A 17,212-nucleotide genomic window follows, 5' to 3' on the forward strand; every position below is an offset into this window, starting at 1 on the left:
GCATTGAGGGCGAATTCCGGGTCCGGGCGTTAACCGGCGAGTCGAGCACCAAGACTTACCGCTGCCCCGGCTGCGACCAGGAGATCAAGCCAGGGGTCCCGCATGTCGTGGTCTGGCCCCATGAGGACTTCGGTGACGTCTCCGATCGTCGGCATTGGCACACCAGCTGCTGGAACGCCCGTCACCGCCGCACCCCCACGACCCGCGGCTGAAATAGGGAGAGGGAGGAAGCCAGCCTTTAGCTGAACAGGCTGGCTACCGGAACTTCCACGGTCAGTGGCTCCTGTGCTCTGACGAGATCGCCTGAGCCATAAACCTTTTCGAGGGTGTAGCCGTTGGGAGTCGGTCCTGTCAGGACGGTGACGGTTTGCGTGCGCGGGTCAACGATCCAGAACTCCTTGACACCAGTGGTCGCATAGCCGTTGCGCTTGATCACGTGATCGTTGGCGGGATTGCCGGGCGAGACGACCTCGATGGCCAAGCTGACGGTCGAGGGTGGCAGTGCGGGAAGGGCCGACTCCAGCATCTCGGCATCGAAGATGGTGAGGTCGGGAACGAAATAGCTGCGATGGTCCTGCTTGAGCACACCGAAGTTTTCACCCGCCTTCAGCGACTCTGGGAGCTGCTTGAGCAGGATATCCCGAAGCCTGACGACAACACTCCCATGTGGAATGGGTGGAATCGGCGACACGAGCAGCGTCCCTTCGAAAAGCTCGAACCGCCAGCCTTCGGCATCGGGCAGCACCAGCAGATCCTCGAAAGTCCATGGACGGGTGGGATCGATGCCGGTCAGTGGTTTTTCCTGGGTCACGGTCATGCCTCCTGTTCTACTCCTCCACTCTGACACTATTCGGCTTCAGTTGGGGAAGGTCCAGGTGTCGACGCGAAGGTCGATCTTGCCGTCGGAACGCAGCTCGACGACTTCCAAGAGGACGACCTTGCGGCTGTCCGTTAACGCAGGAACCAAGCCCAACGGCGAGGGCGAGCCGGGTTGGCTTGAGCCGTGTTCACGGTGTCGCCCAAGGATTTTGCGGACAGGCCGAGCGAAGCGAGGCCGGAAAGCAAGAGTTCGGCGAGTTTTCCCCGATCCACGGTGGGTGCTGGGCCATCGTCCACACCGACGTCGGCTCCCGCGAACGCGTCGTGGGCAAGGATGATTTCGCCTGCCTGAGCCGAGCCCAATGCGGCCTGTGCCATCTCTTCTTCCGGCAGCTGAACCCAGTCGCGGGCGGTGGGTCCCCACGCGACGGGTTCCATGCCGGAGCGCCGCACGGCTGTCCAATGTGGAAGGAGAATCGCTCCGTAGGGCGCGCGGAACCAGCGGACCTCAACGCCCGCAATGTCTTCCAGGATCGCCTTGCCCTCGCGGCACCGGCGCAGCACTTCGGCGGACGAATATTGGGTGAGCCTGGTGTGGTCGATGCCGTGCAGCGCGATCTCATGCCCGGCCGAGACAATCTCGTGCACCAAAGACTTGTTGGCGACCGCTCGCGGCGTCAGCATGAAGAACGTGGCGGTGGCGTTGTGCGCGCGCAGGGCTTCGAGCACGGCTGGCGTCGTCACCGGATCGGGGCCGTCGTCGTAGGTGAGCACGACGTCGGGCTGGGTGGTCGCGATTGCCCTGACTGAGCCGACCGGGCGAGTGATCCAGCGCCACACCGGCCGCACCAAAGATCCAGGACTCACGGCACCAAACAGTAGCCCCAGTCACATCGCGTGGCGGTGTCGGGTTATTGACGCTCAGGCACGGGAAGATAGTTAGCGTGACGTCGAAGCCGATCCGCGCCAACTCGATCCTTCCTGGCCGCCGCGAAGACATTGAACTGCACACGGCAGATGGCCTGACCCTGGTCGGGGAGCTCGCCGTACCAGAAGATCGTGACCCGGTCGCGACGCTCATCTGCCTGCACCCGCTGCCCACGCACGGCGGCATGATGGACAGCCACATCTTCCGCAAAGCCGCGTGGCGCCTGCCCGCGCTCGCGGGACTGGCCGTGCTGCGCTTCAACTCCCGCGGCACGAGCAGTGTCAGGGGCACCAGCGAGGGCGTGTTCGATAGTGGCAACGGCGAGCGGTTCGACGTGGCCGCCGCGATCGAGTTCGCCGAGTTTCAGCACCTGCCCCGGCTATGGATCGTCGGCTGGTCGTTTGGCACCGATCTGACGCTGCGCTACGGGCTCGAGCCGTCGGTGGAAGGCGCGATATTGCTGTCGCCGCCTTTGCGGACGTCGTCAGAAGAAGACCTTGCCGCCTGGGCGGTTAACGGCAAGCCACTGACCGCTCTGGTCCCGGAGTTTGACGATTACCTGCGCCCGGTGGAGGCCAAGGCACGCTTTTCGGTGATTCCGCAGGCAGAGGTCGTTGCGGTGCCCGGCGGGAAACATCTGTGGGTCGGTGACGCCGAGACCGTGCTCGACGAGATCGTCAAGCGCATCGTGCCTGATGTGCCCACACCACTACCGTCCACTTGGGACGGTCCGATGACTTTTGGCGACGCGAGCGCCTATGCCGATCGAACCGTTGCGGCATTTAAACATCTCGATTAAGTCAGATTCTGTACAGCGGCGCCCCTCGTGCCTGAGCAGGCTTGCGTCGGTAGCCTGGGGCCGTGCAGATAGCCGACCAAGCCGTAGTGGTGTCAGTGCCAGGTGAGGCGCTCCATGTCTCCGGCACGGGCGCTGGTGCGACGGCTCTCTGCCGTGGAGTCATTGACGAGTCGGGATCGCCTCTGGCGGCCGGCTCGCTGACAGAACGGCTGCGTGACCAAGACCGGCTTGAGCGCCTAGGTGCCCCCTTCGCGGCCCTTCTCATCGAGGGTAACGAGGCGACCATCGCGGCGGACCATGTCGGGTTCCGTCACGTCTACGGAGCGGCCCGTTCGGGCTGGGCCGCGGCCGGCACCTCAGCCCGGACACTGGCCAAACAGTCGGGCGCGAGCATCGACATCACAGCACTGAGCGTGTTCCGGCTGGCCGGGCACTACCTCGATGACGACACCGCTTACGCGGGCGTGCACAAACTTCCGGCGGCCCACTTCTGGAAGCTTTCCGATGGGAAGCTACGGCTCAGCCGGTACCAGCGAATGGAAAGCCCGGGCACAAAGGACGCGGCGCCGGCCCACGCGGCCCGGTTGCGCGATCTGGTCGCAGGTTTTCTCGACCACCATGACGAAGTGATGCTGGAGCTTTCCGGCGGGCTGGACAGCCGGCTCGTCCTCGCGGCCGTGCCGCCGGAGCGGCGCCGCAAACTGACCGCTTTCACCATCGTGACGGCGGGCAGCAAGGACGGTGCCGTCGCGGCAAGGCTCGCTGAGCGTTACGGCATGCGATTCGAGGTCGTCAATGTGGCCGGGCTGCGGGATTTCGGCCCGCAAGCCGCTTGGGAAATGGCTCACGCGGCGGCTGTGCGCCAAGACGGCCTTGGCCGGCCTCTGTCGGCGGCGGCGTTCGACTGGGCTGAATCCAAAGTGCGCCAAGGACCGCGGCTGTCCGGGCACGGCGGCGAACTCGCACGGGCGATCTTCGAGTTTGAACGTCCACATCCGACGGTGCGGCAGGAATCGGTCGACAACTACATCCGCCGCTGGATCATTTCCAACGACGCGGTCAAAGACCAGGTTCTAACCCGTGACTTCGCGGCCGAGTCGCAAACGCTGGCGATGAAGCGCCTGCGGGAAGTCTTTCAGCGGGAGAAGACCGATTGGCTCAGCGCCGTCGGGCGGTTCTACTTGCGGCAGAGAATGCAGAGGTGGGCCGGTATCACCATCACCGATGGGTGCCGCAATAGGGTCACGCTAAACCCGCTCACCGATGCCGAGGTCGTTAGCTACGCCCAAGCCGTGCCCACTCGCCTGCGATCGGGATCCCGTTATGTGGTAAGGGTTCTCGACCGTCTCGACCCTGAGCTCGCCCGCATTCCGCTGGGCTCGGGGCTGCGCCCGGTCGCGCTCGATCGCCAGATCACGCTGACCCGACGGCTCGGCGAGAACTCGTGGAAGGGCTTCCTCGCCAAGGCGGGGAGCAAAGTGATTCGCACCATAAGCGCACAGCGCCGCGCTGCCGCGGGCGCACCGTTGTTAGCCGAGCTTGTTGTCGCCCACTGGCGCAATAATCCGGATTTGCTCGACGTCGCCGCGAAATCTGGGTTAATAAACGAAGACTGGCTAGGGCAGCTTCTTGACGGCACGATCCAAACTGATGCCACCACAGTCGACTTTCTGATAAACCTTGGCGTGATTGCTAGCTAACCTGGCCGGATGTCATATCACGGCTGGCAGTCCGGAAAGGAGCGACTGGTCCGCTTGGACCAGCCCGGTCTGCTGCCTGACGCCTCAGTAGTGCTTGCGCATGACGGCTTCCGGGCTGTCGCGCTCAGTCAAGGTTTCGCTTGCGTCGCTGGTGCCGCAGCGGTCCGGGCTGGGCACTACCGGTTCTGCTCTTATCCCCTTCTCGGGGACCCTTCAAGTGTCGCTGAACTCGCGCAGGATCTGCGCACCTTCATAACGGACTTTCCCCTCTCGCCCGACCGCTTCGCCTCGTGTGTGGTGTCGTTCCAGGAACCAACGGGCATTGGCCCGGTCGAGTTCGAGAAACTGCTTTGGCAAACCTTGCAAGGCCTGCACGACCTCGACGAAATGCCCTGGGATCCAACGGTTTCATCCGATCCCGATGAGAACAGCTTTTCCTTCAGTTTTCACGGGCGTTCATTCTTTGTCGTTGGTATGCACTCTGGCTCGCAACGGTGGACGCGGCGCCTGGCGTGGCCGACGCTCATCTTCAACGCGCACGCGCAATTTGAGGAGCTGCGCCACGCCGAGCGGTTCGTTTCGATGCAGCGCACGATCCGGCGGCGAGATGAGCGGCTGCAAGGCAACTTCAACCCCGCGCTGCAGGACTACGGCAACCAGTCCGAGGCCAAGCAGTATGGTGGCCGAGTTGTCGAACCGGACTGGCAATGCCCCTTCCACGTGAGGAATGCGACATGAGAATCGAGCGGCAGTCGGGCGCCGCGGTCGTGCTGCCCAAAGGCGCCACCTTGCGGCTGATCGACCCCTTTGGCGAACAAGTGGCCGACCTCTACGCGGTCGCTGTGGGCGATCCCACTCATGCGCTTTCATCCGGCCGTTCACTCGACTACGCGGAAAGGATTTGGCTGACGACGGGCGACATCCTTTACAGCAACCGTTCTGTGCCGATGTTGCGCATTGGCACCGACCTCGTCGGCCGCCACGACTTCCTGCTCACCCCGTGCAGCCAGGAGACATTTGACCTGCTCTACCCGGATTGGGAGGGCTACCACCCCAGCTGTTTTGAGAACCTCTGCAAAGCCATGGCGCCGCACGGCGTTCAGCCGTCACACATCGGGACCACGTTTAACACCTTCATGAACGTGGTCGTCACCGAAACGGGTGCGCTGGACATCAGACCGCCACTTTCCCAGGCCGGGGACTACATTGAGCTGCACGCGGAGATGGATTTGGTCGTCGGCCTGACGGCGTGTTCGGCCGAGATGTCCAATAATGGGACGCTCAAACCGATCGACTATGAAGTTGTCGGGTTGTCTACAGTGCGTGACGGCACCCAAGACGCATAACCTGAGTCGGTGCAGAGCAATGATCGCCCGCTGGTTGTCTCAACCGCGGGTGAACCCCTCAGAACCTTCGGTCTAGCCGACGGTGTGAACCTGTTGTGCCGGGGCGCGGTCGACGCGTTTGGCGCTCCGGTAAGCCTGGACGAGCTGGGCCGCCAGCTGCGTAGCGGTGAAGGGCTGGACCGTCTCGGTGCGCCCAGCGCGGCGTTGCTGATCGATGGGGATCAGGCGGTGATCGCTGCCGACCACGTTGGCTTCCGGCATCTCTACGGATCGCAGCAGGCCGGGTGGGCGGCGGCAGGCACGTCGGCTCGCGTTGTGGCCGCGCGCATCGGTGCGAAGCTCAATTTCGAAGCCCTTGCCGTGCAGCGGATGGTGGGTCACCACCTCAATGAGGACACCCCATTTTTGGGTGTACGCAAGCTGCCCGCGGCCCACTACTGGAAGCTCACCGAAGGCGAGCTGTCGGCAGAGCCCTACCCTGCACTGAACAAGGTGCCGTTTACCCACGACCTCGTTGGCGTGCACGCGGCCCGTTTGCGCGAGCTGGTGTGCGGCTTCCTAGACCAGCACGACGATGTCGTCCTGGAGCTGTCGGGCGGGATGGACAGCCGCCTGATCCTGGCCGCCGTCCCCGCCGACCGCCGCAAGGAAATCACGGGGTTCACGATTGTCCACAGTGGATCGGCCGACGGCCCGGTCGCCAAGCGGATCGCGGAACGCTACGGCATGCGTCACGTCGAGGCAGACCTGGACGAGATCGCCGCGTTCGATCCTGAGATCGCCTATCAGCTCGCTCACGCCGCCGCTCTGCGTCAAGACGGCATGGGTGCGCCGCTATCGGCCGCGGTCTTCGAGTGGGCCGAGCGTGAAGTCGCTGACAGTCCAAGACTTTCCGGCCACGGTGGCGAGCTGGCCCGGGTGGGCTATTACTTGCTCCAGCCCAACCGGCCAAGGCAGACGCCACAGCTGGCGGACCGTTTCTTCAACATGTGGTTCGCCAACAACTACGGTGTGCCGGACAGTTCGCTGTCTGACGAGTTCGCCGCCGAGTCCCGTGAGATCGGCTATCGCCGGGTTCGCGAAACCTTCGCCGCCTATGAAGGTTTCGACTGGATGTCGTCGATGGACCAGTTCTTCTTGAAGGAGCGGTTGCATCGCTGGGGTGGTGCGACCATCACCGCGGCGGTCAACGAACGCGTCACGCTGAACCCGTTGCTGGACCGCGAAGTCCTCACCATCATGATGTCGCTGCCGCACCGGCGCCGCTGGAGTTCACAGCAAGCCGTGGACGTGATGTCGCACCTGGACAACGAACTCGCCGAGATGCCCCTGGGCTCTGGCATGCGGCCGAGTGTGCTGCGCCGCCCGCCAGCTGTCACGCGGATGATTGGTGAGACACCGATTCATAAGTTCGCCGGGCGCGCTGGGCGTAAAGTCCTGCGGCACCGCCGGGGTCTGCGCCGCTACGCGGCTGGTGCCCCGGTCATGGCCGACCTTGTCGTGCAGCACTGGCGGGAGAACCCCGAACTTCTAGAGCCAGCCGCCAATTCCGGTCTGATTAATCAGTCCTGGCTTGACCGGCTGCTCAACGGAATGGCTGAGGCCGAAGCCGCTAGCGTCGACTTCATCCTTAACCTGTCGGTGTTGCTGACCTCACTCTGAGCTGCACAAATGATGTCGGGTTTGGGCATTGGCTATGTCACGGACATAATGCCAACGTAGCCTTACCAAGGCCCGGGTCGGGGCAGAGACTAAGGAGAAAAGCAATGCTGGGACTGGAAGCAAAGCTGATGAAGGCGTACGAGGGCAAGAGTGCTCAGGAACTCGCCGACGCGCCGGTGACCGCGATCGCGGGCGTGTCCGAAGGCGACGCTGAGCTGCTGCTCAAGGCGTTCAACATCAAGACTGTCCGTGACCTCGGCACGAACAAGTTCTTCCGCTGGGCACAGAGCATCACCAACCTGGCTGACTAATCACGCACCGCAACTTCGGCCGCCTCCGCGTTATTGACCTGCGGAGGCGGCCTTCTCTGTCCTAGGGTCTCGCGCATGTCCACTCTCAAGGTCACCGCGGAAAGTCTTGTCGTTCACCCGCATCCCAACGCCGACGCGCTCGAACTCGCGCAGGTTGGGCTCTACCGTGCGGTCGTGGCCAAGGGTGCCTATCAGACCGGGGACTATGCGATTTACCTGCCGGAGGGGTCGGTGTTGCCGGAGGCGCTCATCGGCGAACTCGGGCTGACCGGCAAGCTCGCGGGAGCGGCACACAACCGGGTCAAGGCGGTGCGGCTGCGCGGTGAGTTGTCACAGGGCATCGTGTGCACGCCGAAAGCGCTTGGGGGCGTTGACCTTTCGCTAGCCGACGACACTGACTTCGCTGAGCTGCTCGGCGTGACGAAGTGGGTGCCGCCGATTCCGGTGCACCTTTCCGGCGACATCGCCGCGGCGCCCGATCTGCTGCCGTGGGTCGAAATCGAGAACATCAAGCGTTACCCGGGCATCTTCACGGCCGGGGAACCCGTTATCGCGACGGAGAAAATCCACGGGACAGCGTGCTTGTTCACCTACGTCGCGGAGACGGGGGATCGTTTCGTTTCGTCAAAGGGCTTCGGCAAGCAGCGGCTCGCGCTGAAGGAGAGCGTTAGCAACCTTTACTGGCGTGCTGTGCTAGCCCATGGCGTGCCGGCGGTCGCGGAGAAGCTTGCCGCGGAACTGGGCGCGACGAGGGTCGGCATCTTCGGCGAGGTCTACGGCAAAGGTGTGCAGGACTTGGCCTACGGAACGGAAGGTCCCGTGAACTACGCGGCCTTCGACGTCGCCGCTGAGATTGACGGTCAGGTGCGCTGGCTTGCGGTGCCTCAGGGCGAGCTGCCCTGCGCCCCGGTGCTCTACGAGGGCCCGTATGACGAGACTGTCCTCATAGGACTCGCCAGTGGCCGGGAAACGTTGTCGGGCAAGGAGCTCAACATCCGTGAGGGGATCGTCATCCGTCCCGCGGCGGAACGTTACAGCGAAGTCCTTGGCGGCCGGGCGATCGGCAAGCTCGTGTCCGACGCGTACCTAACGCGTAAGGGTGGCACCGAGTTCGAATAGCTAGACGGCGGGCCAGCCGTTGCGCCACGCACGGCGGGTCCGCCAAACGGAGCGCCATGGCTCTTTGCCGGCGATCGCACGAACGAATACACCGGTCATCAGCAGGGCCTTGATGAGGCGCGGGCGCTGGTGCTTGGCGAGGAAAGTTATCTTCCCGCGCATCAGCATCTCCACTTTGCCCGCTGAGCTTGAGGACTTTCCTCCTAAGTGGATGATCCGTGCCGCTGGCACCAGCGTGGGCTGAGCGCCCGACCGCGTGGCCCGGTAACACAGGTCCATGTCTTCGCCGTACATGAAAAATCGCGGATCGAAGCCACCGTGCTGCAGGAACAGCTCAAGGTCGGCCAGCAACAGGCAACCTGACAGCGCGGGCACCGGGACCGGTTCGGAGCGGTCGAGTCCAGGCAGCTCTTCGGGGTTGAACAGCCGGCTCTGGCGGGCGAACGTGGACATCAGCGTCGCGAAACAGAACGCCGACCAGACGGTCGGGAAACCGTAGCCGGCCAGGAAGTCACTGCCATCCTCGCGCACGGTGCGCCCGCCGTAGATGCCACGTTCCGGATGCTTGCCGGCGAACTCCACCAACTCGGCGATGAACGCTCCGCCCGGTACCGTATCGGGGTTGAGGAGCAGCAAATAGCGGCCTTGCGCTTGCGACGCGGCCAGATTGACCGCTTGCGCGAACCCAAGGTTGGTCTTGCTTCTGGCCACCGACACGTTGGGGAAGGCGGCGCAGATCGCGTCGGCCGATCCGTCGGAGGAGGCGTTGTCGACGACGATCGTTTCCAGAGCGAAGTCACCCGCGCAAGACGCCAGCGAGGCAAGCGTTTTCAGCGTCAGATCACGCGTGTTGTAGGAAACGACCACTACCGTTACGTCGATCACGAATGCCCCCACGTCAGGTTTTCGCGGCGCGACATCCGCTCAGCGGCGAGCGTGACAGCGGCATAGCAAAGCCCGGCTGGCCAAAGCCACGGCCGGGGCAGCACGACGTGACGAAGCCACGAGGTGTTAGAAGCGGCACGGGCTTTCGAGACTTGCCGCATAGCGCGGTTGCCAGCGCGCACGCGAGCCAGGCGCCGTACTAATTGGACAGTGCGCTGCGGCGCCGTCACCTTGGTCACGACGTCGTCGAGGTGGTGCTTCTCGTGCGCGTCAAACAGTGAGTCGAGGAAAAGGTCATCGGCGACCATCGCCGGGAAGACCTCGAACCGTGAGCGTCCTGCCGCGCTGAGCGCGATGACGCCCCGGCCGAACAGGCCGTCGCGGAACACGGGCAGCCGGCGGTGCACGGCGTAGTAACCGCGCACGGCCAGAGCCGAGCCACGCGTAACGACAAGCCGCTGGCCCGTCGCCGCCAGCACCCCGGGCAATGCGACGGCAGCGGCTAGGGCGCGGGCCTCGGAGGCGGCTAGTGGAATGTCCGCGTCGAGATAGATGCGCGCGAGCCGTTGTGCCGCTTCGTCTCCGGCGCGCAGGGCGCCAGCTTTGCCCGGCTCTTCGAGCTCGATGACGAAAACGCCAGGAATCGACTTGGCGATGTCGACGGTGTTATCGGTGCAGCCGTTGGCGACCACGATGATTTCGAACTCACCCGGCGACATGCCTTCGGTGAGCAGCGTCAGGTTGGCCCCGAGCCGCCCGCCCTCGTTATGTGCCGGGATGATGATGCTGATCACAGCTTTGCCCGCTCTTTACGGCCCGGCTTACGCGAGCCCTGGCGCGGTGCCGGAATCGACGCCGGGGGAAGGCGCTTGGCGAGCAGGCGCTGCCACGTTTGCAGGTAGGGCACGGCTTGATGGTCCCACGCCAGCTTGCTGGTGAACCGTTCGAGCCCGAGCCGGCTCATTTCTTCCCGCTGTGCCTCATCGCGCAGCAGCTCGTCGAGCGCCTTGGCGAACTCGGACGGGTCGCCCGTGGGCACATACATCGCCGCGCCGGCCGCGGTCCGGCGGGTTTCCAGCAGGTCCACCGCGACGACCGGAACCCCACGGCCCAGGTACTCCACCGTTTTAGCCATCGTCGACAACTGATTCATGCGGGTCGCCAGGTCGGGCTGGATCGCACACGTCGCCTGCTGCAGCAGCTCGTCGACCCCCTGCGGGCCAAGCCAGCCGGTGAACTCGACGACATCTTCGAGCGCGCGTTCTTTGACCAGAGCCTTGAGGTTGAGGAACTCTTCGCCGTCGCCAGCGATGATGAGCCGCCAGCCGTCGCGGCCACGCAACCGGGTCAGCTCGTCGGCGGCCAGCACGGCACCGCGTACGTTGTCCTGCGGGCCGAGCACGCCGAGGTAGACAATGCGTTGCAGCCCATCGGGTTTAGCCGGCTTGGCGACCAGCTCGGTCAGGGCCGGGCCGTTGCGCACGACGGAAACCTTGTGCGGCTTGACTCCCCGCCGCAAAGCAATGTCGCGAAAGGACTCGTTGGTGGAAAAGACGGCCGTGGCGGTCCGCATGGTGAGCCATTCGAGCATTTCAAGGGCCCGGTAGACGATGCGCTTCGGGTTCCCGCCGGACCGGGTCGCGTAGACCTCGGGGCACAGGTCGTGGTGGTCAAACACCCACGGGCGCCCCATCATCCGCATCAGCAAAGCCAGCGGCCAGTAAACATCCGGCGGGTTGCACACCTGCACGGCATGCGCCCGCCCGGCGAGCACCTCACCGAGCAGCCGGAAAGCTATGCACATAAACGACCACGCGAATTCAAAACCAAAAGACAAAATTCCAGACCCCAGCACGGGTACTGGATAAGGCCGCAGACGGGTGCCACGACTTCCGGGAAGGACAGTCAAGCCACGGTCACCGCGCGGGGCGATGACCGTGACCTCGAAGCCAGCCTGCTCTAAGGACAGGCATTGGCGGATGACACGGCGGTCTTTTTCGGCGGGCAAGTTCGCAATGAGGATCGTGACATGCGCTGACACCGCACTATTCGCTCACGTGCAGCTACAGCGGGCAAGGCGGTGTGGCGTGTCTACATGTCGCGTTACCGACTGGCCTCATCCGTTCGGCCAGGTAGAGACCGCGCTAATGGCCTCTCTTGCTGCTCTTTCCCATGAATAGTGACTTTGGATGAGGGCAGCGTCCGTTCCGCATCGTTCATAAAGGGCGTCATCGGCTAGGGCGTCGCTGATGAGATCGGCGAGTTCCTGCGGATCGTCCTCGTTGAGCAAACGTCCATAACGCGGCGCCTGGATGATCTCCGGCATGGCGAAGTTGTTGCGCCCGATGCACGGCAGCCCCCGCGAGAGCGCCTCGGTGAAGACGATCCCAAATCCCTCAATGCGCGTGGGCAGCACGAACAGATCGTGCTCGTCGTAAAGTTTCGCGACTTCGCTGCCCGGGATCGCCCCGAGGAAGGTGACGCCATCGGGCACGTTGTCGAGCGTTGGCGGGCCAGCGATCGTCAGGGTCACGCCATCTTTACGCAGCTTCTCAAACGCCTTGAGCACCAGGTCGCCGCCCTTGGAGGCAAACGTGCGCCCGACGAAGAGCAGCCTGTGTCTCCTTTTTGGACGTTCTCTGACCGGACCGCCAGCTGAAGCCACCCGGCCGGGATGCACGACGTGCACCTTCTCCGGCGGCAATCCCGAGTCCTTGACCAGGCTTTCGGCGAGCCAGTGGCTCATCGCGATCACGCCGGCGGCCTTTTCATATACAGCACGCTGACGTTCGTGGCGGCGCTTCATCTCACTCGTCGTGAGCACACGAAAGACGTCCAAGCCGGACTCACGCAACTTGAGCAACGCGTCGAAGCTCATGTCCTGGTACACGAAGAAGGGTTTTTCGGTGATCGCCAAGTCCTGAATTTGCAACACGACGTCACAGTCAGCCGAGCGGCGGTTAAGTTGGCCCCGGCAAAAGCGATCCGTCAACGCGCCCTGTTCCCAGAGGGTGATAAGTTCACGGTTGCGAATCTTCAAGTGAGCTGTCTGCAGGGCACGCCGCATGAGAATCGGAACGTCGACACCCACATCAACCACATCAGCCTGATCCTGCATGGCCTTGCGCAACTCCCAAGGGGTACGCGACCAGGTCGACGGGGCATCCCGGTCCCACAAGCAGGCAAATCCAATTCGCACGACGGCTAGACTCTCATTCTTCAAAGCTTTCCTGGCCGTCATGTTCCCGACAACCAGGCCTGCCAAGCTGCTAGAACTCGTTTGACCAGGCATCATAATCAGCACGTCGGCCGGTTGCCTTATGTCGGCAGGCGGCGTAAGACTCTAGGGCGGAAATACCCGCGAGAGAAGGGCGACATGGATCTCTGGGATGTCGCGAAGGTAATGTGGCGGCGCCGTTGGGTTGCGGTGCCGCTGTTGCTGCTCGCCATGGTGGCAGCAGTGTTCGCACTGCTAACGGTGCCACCGGACTACAACATCAAAGGCCAGCTGGCCGTCACCTCACCCACGGTGGTTAACAACGACGCTAAGGGGACGACGCCCGTCAACCCCTTCAGCCCGAACACCCTCGCTGAGTACACCGTCATTCGAGGCAACGGTGCCGAAGTCCACAACATGCTGAAGGCCGAAGGGCTCTCGCCCGAGTTCGAGTTAACGGCCAAGACTTTCGGCCTGACGGTGATCGAGATCAACGTCCTAGCCAAATCCGAAGCATCCGCCCGCGCCACGCTCGACCGGCTGATCCAGCTGATTCAGAGCGAGTTCGAACAACGTCAGTCCGGATTCAACTTGCCCAAGGGCGGAACGATCCAGACCGAGGTGCTCGATCCGGGTGAGAAGGTCGAAGTCGTCCGCACGGTGGGTAAGCGCACGCTGATTGTGATTGTGGGCGTTGGCATCCTGGTTACCGTCGCGGTGTCGCTGTGGGTGGACGCCCTCGTCCGCCGGCGTTACCTGCGCGTGCCAGAGTCACCCGAAGCCCGCGCTGTCGTTCCGGTCAGCCCGGCGATCATCATGCCGCCTCCGCCGGTCAGTTATGCCGGGCCGAACGCGGCCAACGCGGAGACCGTCTCTTTAGCTGACGATCGCGACGACAACGACAGCACCGTGGTGCTGCCGCTGGCCGGCGTTTCGTGGTCGGGTGGGCCGAAGAACAAGCGAAACACCGGCAACAACGGCAAGAAGTAGCAGCCGATGTCCGATCAGGCGTACTCTCCCCGGTTTCTAGAGGGGGCCATTTACGCCACCCAGCAGCGCCGGTACCTGATGGACATCGGGTTCTTGGTCAGCATCATGGTGATGATGCTGAGCCTTATCCCGGCTCCCCTAGCGGTTCCGGCGCTTAGCGACCTGGGGCACCCGGCGACGCTTATGGGGCTGCTGCTTTTCGGCATCTGGGTGCTCTCGCGCATGCACCCGCGTCTGGTGACCCGTGGGCCACAGCCCATGCGGTGGATCATCGGGTTCTTCTTCACCACAATCCTTGCCTCATATGCGGCCGGGCTGATGCGTGGCATGCCGACCCTCGAAGACAACGGTGCCGTCCGCTTCATCATCGGCACGCTCGCCTTCTTCGGTGCCGTGCTCGCCGTCGCCGACGGGGTTCCGCGCAAGGAGCGTGTCGAGGGCCTCATCCGGGTCATGCTCGTCGGCGGCTCCATCATCGGCTTCATCGGCATCATGCAGTCGGTGATGCAGTTCGACATCACGGCCTACATCCAGATCCCCGGGCTCGTCTATCACGGCAACTTGAACGGGCTGGAAGCCCGCGGCGCCGGACATCTGCGGGTCAACGGCACGACCGGCCACTACATCGAGTTCAGCACGGTGATGGCGATGCTGCTGCCGTTTGCTGTCCACATGGGACGGTTCTCCCCGACGCGCGCGATGCGCCAGTGGTCGGCGATCGCTGGCGCCATCATGTTCCTCGCCCTGCCGATGGCCTTGTCCCGCACGGGAATCGTCGCGCTCGCGGTGGCGATGCTCGTCATGATTCCGGCGTGGAACTGGCGACTGCGGTTCAACCTTGTCGTACCAACCGTTGTCCTTATGATCATGCTGATCTTCGCCATGCCTGGTCTGCTCGGCACGATCCTCGGCCTGTTCCAAGGCTGGGAAGACGACGCCAGTGTGCAGGGCCGGGCCGAAGACTGGGATCTGATCGAAGAGCAGGGCTGGATGGACGGGCACTGGCTCTTTGGCCGTGGCCACGGCACCTTCATCCCGACCGAATACACCTGGCTCGACAGTCAGTGGCTGCAGTCCCTCGTCGGCGGTGGTGTGATCGGCGTCGTCGCGCTGGCACTGGTCCACTTAGGAGCGATCACGCTCGCGGCGATCGCCTACAAGCGTTCCACCAGCCTCGCCGACCGTCACCTGTGCGCCTGCCTCATCTCCGTGCAGATGCTCGCGATCGCGGTCGGATTCACCTTTGACTCCATGGGTTTCCGGACCTACGCCATGTTCCTCGGCGTGCTCACCGGAGCGGCCGCCGTCATGTGGCGCCTCACTCGCCCCACCCGCGCGCCCGAGCTGCCACCACACCCCACCGTGCCGCTGCCGCCACTGTTCACTCCCCGGCCCAAGCCCCGCGTCTCCGCCTAGGAGGGATCGTTAAGGGTCTGCACAATCTGATCGGTGGTTTCGTCGGTCGTGCTGAAGGTGGCGTTGATCGCTTGGGTGCGGCGTAGCCAGCTTGGAGCGCGAGAGGGTAGCCGGTCAGCTCCGACGAGAACCGGGATGATCAATCTGTCCGACCGCCGGTCCAAGGTGTGGCGCAGGAAAGTCTCTACGTCTTCAAGCTGACTGGCTGAATATTCCGGCCCTGTCACGATGACCATGTGATGCGCCTGCTCCAGCGCATCGGTCATCACGGTCCGGGAGTCGGCTCCAATCGGGATATCCCAGGTATCTAGGAAAACCCTAAGTCGCTTGGCCTTGAGACTTCCGGCGAGTGCCTCGGCGGCGTTCTTTTGCTCAGGGCTGTAGCTGATAAAGACGTCGTACTCATACCGGCTGGCGCCAGAGGAAGCTTGAGCCGCAGCGACGTAAGAATCGCGGTTGCGGGCGAAAAGATCGGTGCGGTCAAGCTTATGAGCGATCAGGGCTGAGAGGGACTGCAGGGGATAGCTGATCTGATCAGGGGAAGGGTCGGGCTCTTTGGCGATCGCGATTTCCTCGCCGAAGCTCCAGTAGCCCACATAGGGAAGCGTGATGTGCCCGAGCACTTTTTGCAGCGGCGCCTCACGTGAGAGCCAGGGTTGGAACAGAGGGGCGAGGTCAGTTACGAAGGTATCGCGCCATGCCTGGGCGTTGCGATATTCCTCTCTAGCGTCGATCCGCGAGGGGACAGCCAGCACCAAGACCGGGGATCTGTCGTACGGCAGCCTGTCCCGCGCCTCTTGCGCGCGTTGTGCGACATCCAGGGTTCCCACGAGGCTCTGCTCATTGGCTGTAAAGAGCATGGCGAGGATGTCTGGCATCTGGGCCGTGCAGATGCCGCCAACATCGGTGATGCCGGTGCGGCTGTCGATGAGCACAAAGTCGTAGTCCTCGACCCAGCTGGCCCGGATGGTCTCCAGGAAGTCGCCGAGACCCTTGTCGAGGTAAAGCCGGGCCCAGTCGATCGATTGCGCCATCTGGGGATAGCCGCGGCCCTGGGCGCCAGCCGAGAGCAAGCTGAGCCGTCCACCCGACGGGTGGCTGAAGACAGGCTGCTGGTACTTGCGGAACCGTGGTGTCCCCCCGGCCCCGAAAGCAGAGATCAAGTCGACGAGACCCGTTTCGGTCTTAGCTATCCAGGGCTGGAAGTAGTAAGACAAGCCGGGAGCGTCGAGATCCCAGTCGACACAAAGCACGCGGTTGCCCCACTGGGCCAACTGCCACGCCACATTGGCGAGTGCGAAGCTGCGGCCGACGCCGCCTTTGTAGGAGTAGAACGTGACTACTGTCCCTGGCATGCGATCACAGCCTCGGCAGCGCTGGTGCGCCAAGGTCTTTGGCGGCTGGGCGGATGACTGTCCAATGTGGTTCCCAGGCTGGCACTTGCCTTAGCCGTCGCGCGAGATCTTCGGCGATGCCGGCGACCTTCTCCTCAAACTCCAGGAATTTCACGCTCTGCTGGAAGACGGGCGATGAATAAGCCCAAGGCTTCATGTCGAGGTACTGCGTCTCTCGCGCTTCCTTCGGGAAGCTTTCGCCATCCTTAAGGCGGATCGGGTAGACGAGACCACCGGGCGCTTGACGGTTTGCCATGCCTAGCGCCTGCTCACGCAACTTCATACTTTCCCACTCCGCGAGGCACCAGTCTGAGCCAAAATACGACGGGGTCCACACGCACAACATGATCCGCGACCGCAGGAGCGCGTATTCGAGTCGCTCAGGCCAACGATCACCAACATCTTGCTCGGTGTCCAAATAGATCTCTGGCCGGTAGTTCAACTCGTCGGTCAGCGACTCGACGAGTTTGGGATAGAAGTGGTTGTGCATCCAGCCATTGACCGAGCCGGCCCGGCGGTAACTAAGGAAGACGTCGTACTCGTAGTCCGCCAAAGGATCCGCTCCTTCCCATCGAGGAAAGCAGCGTATCAACCACTGTGGATCAATAGGTGCTGAAGCTGGCGTG

18 protein-coding genes are annotated in these 17,212 nt (G+C 63.4%); 10 read left to right on the forward strand and 8 right to left on the reverse strand.

Features of this window, described 5'->3' with window-relative positions:
* The first annotated feature begins 2 nt into the window (after positions 1-2).
* Positions 3-212, forward strand: coding sequence for a hypothetical protein (locus A3E1_RS46290; protein ID WP_211215980.1), 210 nt, complete (start codon positions 3-5; stop codon positions 210-212).
* A 26-nt stretch (positions 213-238) separates the two neighbouring features.
* Here A3E1_RS46290 and A3E1_RS0123125 read toward each other — a convergent pair whose 3' ends face one another.
* Together A3E1_RS0123125 and A3E1_RS0123135 are read right to left on the reverse strand one after the other, a co-directional pair.
* Positions 239-817: a Uma2 family endonuclease gene (locus A3E1_RS0123125; RefSeq protein ID WP_020523164.1), complete on the reverse strand. Its 579-nt coding sequence runs from the start codon at positions 815-817 to the stop codon at positions 239-241.
* A gap of 134 nt (positions 818-951) precedes the next feature.
* Positions 952-1,686 carry a polysaccharide deacetylase family protein gene (locus A3E1_RS0123135; RefSeq protein WP_063825149.1) on the reverse strand — a complete coding sequence of 245 codons (735 nt, stop codon included), beginning with the start codon at positions 1,684-1,686 and terminating at the stop codon, positions 952-954.
* 77 nt (positions 1,687-1,763) lie between these two features.
* Between A3E1_RS0123135 and A3E1_RS0123140 the strand changes: the two genes are divergently transcribed.
* The 7 genes from A3E1_RS0123140 (at position 1,764) to A3E1_RS0123170 (ending at position 8,684) form a co-directional block, all read left to right on the forward strand.
* Positions 1,764-2,546 (forward strand): alpha/beta hydrolase, encoded by a 783-nt coding sequence (locus A3E1_RS0123140; RefSeq protein WP_020523166.1) that lies wholly within the window; start codon positions 1,764-1,766, stop codon positions 2,544-2,546.
* A gap of 62 nt (positions 2,547-2,608) precedes the next feature.
* Positions 2,609-4,246: an asparagine synthase-related protein gene (locus A3E1_RS0123145; protein ID WP_020523167.1), complete on the forward strand. Its 1,638-nt coding sequence runs from the start codon at positions 2,609-2,611 to the stop codon at positions 4,244-4,246.
* Positions 4,247-4,255: 9 nt separating this feature from the next.
* On the forward strand, positions 4,256-4,984 hold the full coding sequence (gene gntA, locus A3E1_RS41640; RefSeq protein WP_020523168.1) for a guanitoxin biosynthesis heme-dependent pre-guanitoxin N-hydroxylase GntA: 729 nt from the start codon (positions 4,256-4,258) through the stop codon (positions 4,982-4,984).
* Entirely contained in the window at positions 4,981-5,592 is a 612-nt protein-coding gene (locus A3E1_RS41645) for a DUF1989 domain-containing protein (RefSeq protein ID WP_020523169.1), read from the forward strand. Before gntA ends, A3E1_RS41645 begins: the two co-directional genes overlap by 4 nt.
* A gap of 9 nt (positions 5,593-5,601) precedes the next feature.
* The gene (locus tag A3E1_RS0123160; protein ID WP_020523170.1) at positions 5,602-7,254 is read left to right on the forward strand and encodes an asparagine synthase-related protein; all 1,653 of its coding nucleotides are present in this window, start codon (positions 5,602-5,604) and stop codon (positions 7,252-7,254) included.
* 104 nt (positions 7,255-7,358) lie between these two features.
* Positions 7,359-7,565 (forward strand): hypothetical protein, encoded by a 207-nt coding sequence (locus tag A3E1_RS0123165; protein WP_020523171.1) that lies wholly within the window; start codon positions 7,359-7,361, stop codon positions 7,563-7,565.
* A 75-nt stretch (positions 7,566-7,640) separates the two neighbouring features.
* Complete coding sequence (locus A3E1_RS0123170) at positions 7,641-8,684, forward strand: RNA ligase (ATP) (protein WP_020523172.1); 1,044 nt, start codon at positions 7,641-7,643, stop codon at positions 8,682-8,684.
* Here A3E1_RS0123170 and A3E1_RS41650 read toward each other — a convergent pair whose 3' ends face one another.
* From A3E1_RS41650 to A3E1_RS0123190, 4 genes are all read right to left on the reverse strand, one after another.
* On the reverse strand, positions 8,685-9,569 hold the full coding sequence (locus A3E1_RS41650) for a glycosyltransferase family 2 protein (protein ID WP_020523173.1): 885 nt from the start codon (positions 9,567-9,569) through the stop codon (positions 8,685-8,687).
* Positions 9,566-10,363 (reverse strand): glycosyltransferase, encoded by a 798-nt coding sequence (locus tag A3E1_RS41655; protein WP_020523174.1) that lies wholly within the window; start codon positions 10,361-10,363, stop codon positions 9,566-9,568. Before A3E1_RS41655 ends, A3E1_RS41650 begins: the two co-directional genes overlap by 4 nt.
* Complete coding sequence (locus A3E1_RS0123185) at positions 10,360-11,610, reverse strand: glycosyltransferase family 4 protein (protein ID WP_026208744.1); 1,251 nt, start codon at positions 11,608-11,610, stop codon at positions 10,360-10,362. The genes A3E1_RS41655 and A3E1_RS0123185 overlap by 4 nt, the downstream gene beginning before the upstream one ends.
* A 75-nt stretch (positions 11,611-11,685) precedes the next feature.
* Positions 11,686-12,768, reverse strand: coding sequence for a glycosyltransferase family 4 protein (locus A3E1_RS0123190; RefSeq protein ID WP_157631701.1), 1,083 nt, complete (start codon positions 12,766-12,768; stop codon positions 11,686-11,688).
* A 177-nt stretch (positions 12,769-12,945) separates the two neighbouring features.
* Between A3E1_RS0123190 and A3E1_RS0123195 the strand changes: the two genes are divergently transcribed.
* Both A3E1_RS0123195 and A3E1_RS0123200 read left to right on the forward strand, forming a co-directional pair.
* Positions 12,946-13,776 (forward strand): hypothetical protein, encoded by an 831-nt coding sequence (locus A3E1_RS0123195; RefSeq protein ID WP_020523177.1) that lies wholly within the window; start codon positions 12,946-12,948, stop codon positions 13,774-13,776.
* A gap of 6 nt (positions 13,777-13,782) precedes the next feature.
* Positions 13,783-15,192 carry an O-antigen ligase family protein gene (locus A3E1_RS0123200; RefSeq protein ID WP_020523178.1) on the forward strand — a complete coding sequence of 470 codons (1,410 nt, stop codon included), beginning with the start codon at positions 13,783-13,785 and terminating at the stop codon, positions 15,190-15,192.
* Here the strand turns inward: A3E1_RS0123200 and A3E1_RS41660 are convergent.
* Positions 15,189-16,547 (reverse strand): KGGVGR-motif variant AAA ATPase, encoded by a 1,359-nt coding sequence (locus A3E1_RS41660; RefSeq protein ID WP_020523179.1) that lies wholly within the window; start codon positions 16,545-16,547, stop codon positions 15,189-15,191. The two genes, A3E1_RS0123200 and A3E1_RS41660, sit on opposite strands and share 4 nt — an antisense overlap.
* Positions 16,548-16,551: 4 nt before the next feature.
* Positions 16,552-17,139: a toll/interleukin-1 receptor domain-containing protein gene (locus A3E1_RS0123210; protein ID WP_020523180.1), complete on the reverse strand. Its 588-nt coding sequence runs from the start codon at positions 17,137-17,139 to the stop codon at positions 16,552-16,554.
* Positions 17,140-17,212 lie beyond the last annotated feature (73 nt).

The sequence above is a fragment of the Catelliglobosispora koreensis DSM 44566 genome, assembly GCF_000379685.1.
In the GTDB taxonomy this organism is placed as follows: domain Bacteria; phylum Actinomycetota; class Actinomycetes; order Mycobacteriales; family Micromonosporaceae; genus Catelliglobosispora; species Catelliglobosispora koreensis.

Coding starts and splice junctions, on each gene's coding strand:
- A3E1_RS41660 (WP_020523179.1), bottom strand. CDS start 16,547: ATGCCAGGGACAGTAGTCACGTTCTACTCCTACAAAGGCGGCGTCGGC.
- A3E1_RS0123195 (WP_020523177.1), top strand. CDS start 12,946: ATGGATCTCTGGGATGTCGCGAAGGTAATGTGGCGGCGCCGTTGGGTT.
- A3E1_RS0123125 (WP_020523164.1), bottom strand. CDS start 817: ATGACCGTGACCCAGGAAAAACCACTGACCGGCATCGATCCCACCCGT.
- A3E1_RS0123170 (WP_020523172.1), top strand. CDS start 7,641: ATGTCCACTCTCAAGGTCACCGCGGAAAGTCTTGTCGTTCACCCGCAT.
- A3E1_RS41645 (WP_020523169.1), top strand. CDS start 4,981: ATGAGAATCGAGCGGCAGTCGGGCGCCGCGGTCGTGCTGCCCAAAGGC.
- A3E1_RS0123165 (WP_020523171.1), top strand. CDS start 7,359: ATGCTGGGACTGGAAGCAAAGCTGATGAAGGCGTACGAGGGCAAGAGT.
- gntA (WP_020523168.1), top strand. CDS start 4,256: ATGTCATATCACGGCTGGCAGTCCGGAAAGGAGCGACTGGTCCGCTTG.
- A3E1_RS0123200 (WP_020523178.1), top strand. CDS start 13,783: ATGTCCGATCAGGCGTACTCTCCCCGGTTTCTAGAGGGGGCCATTTAC.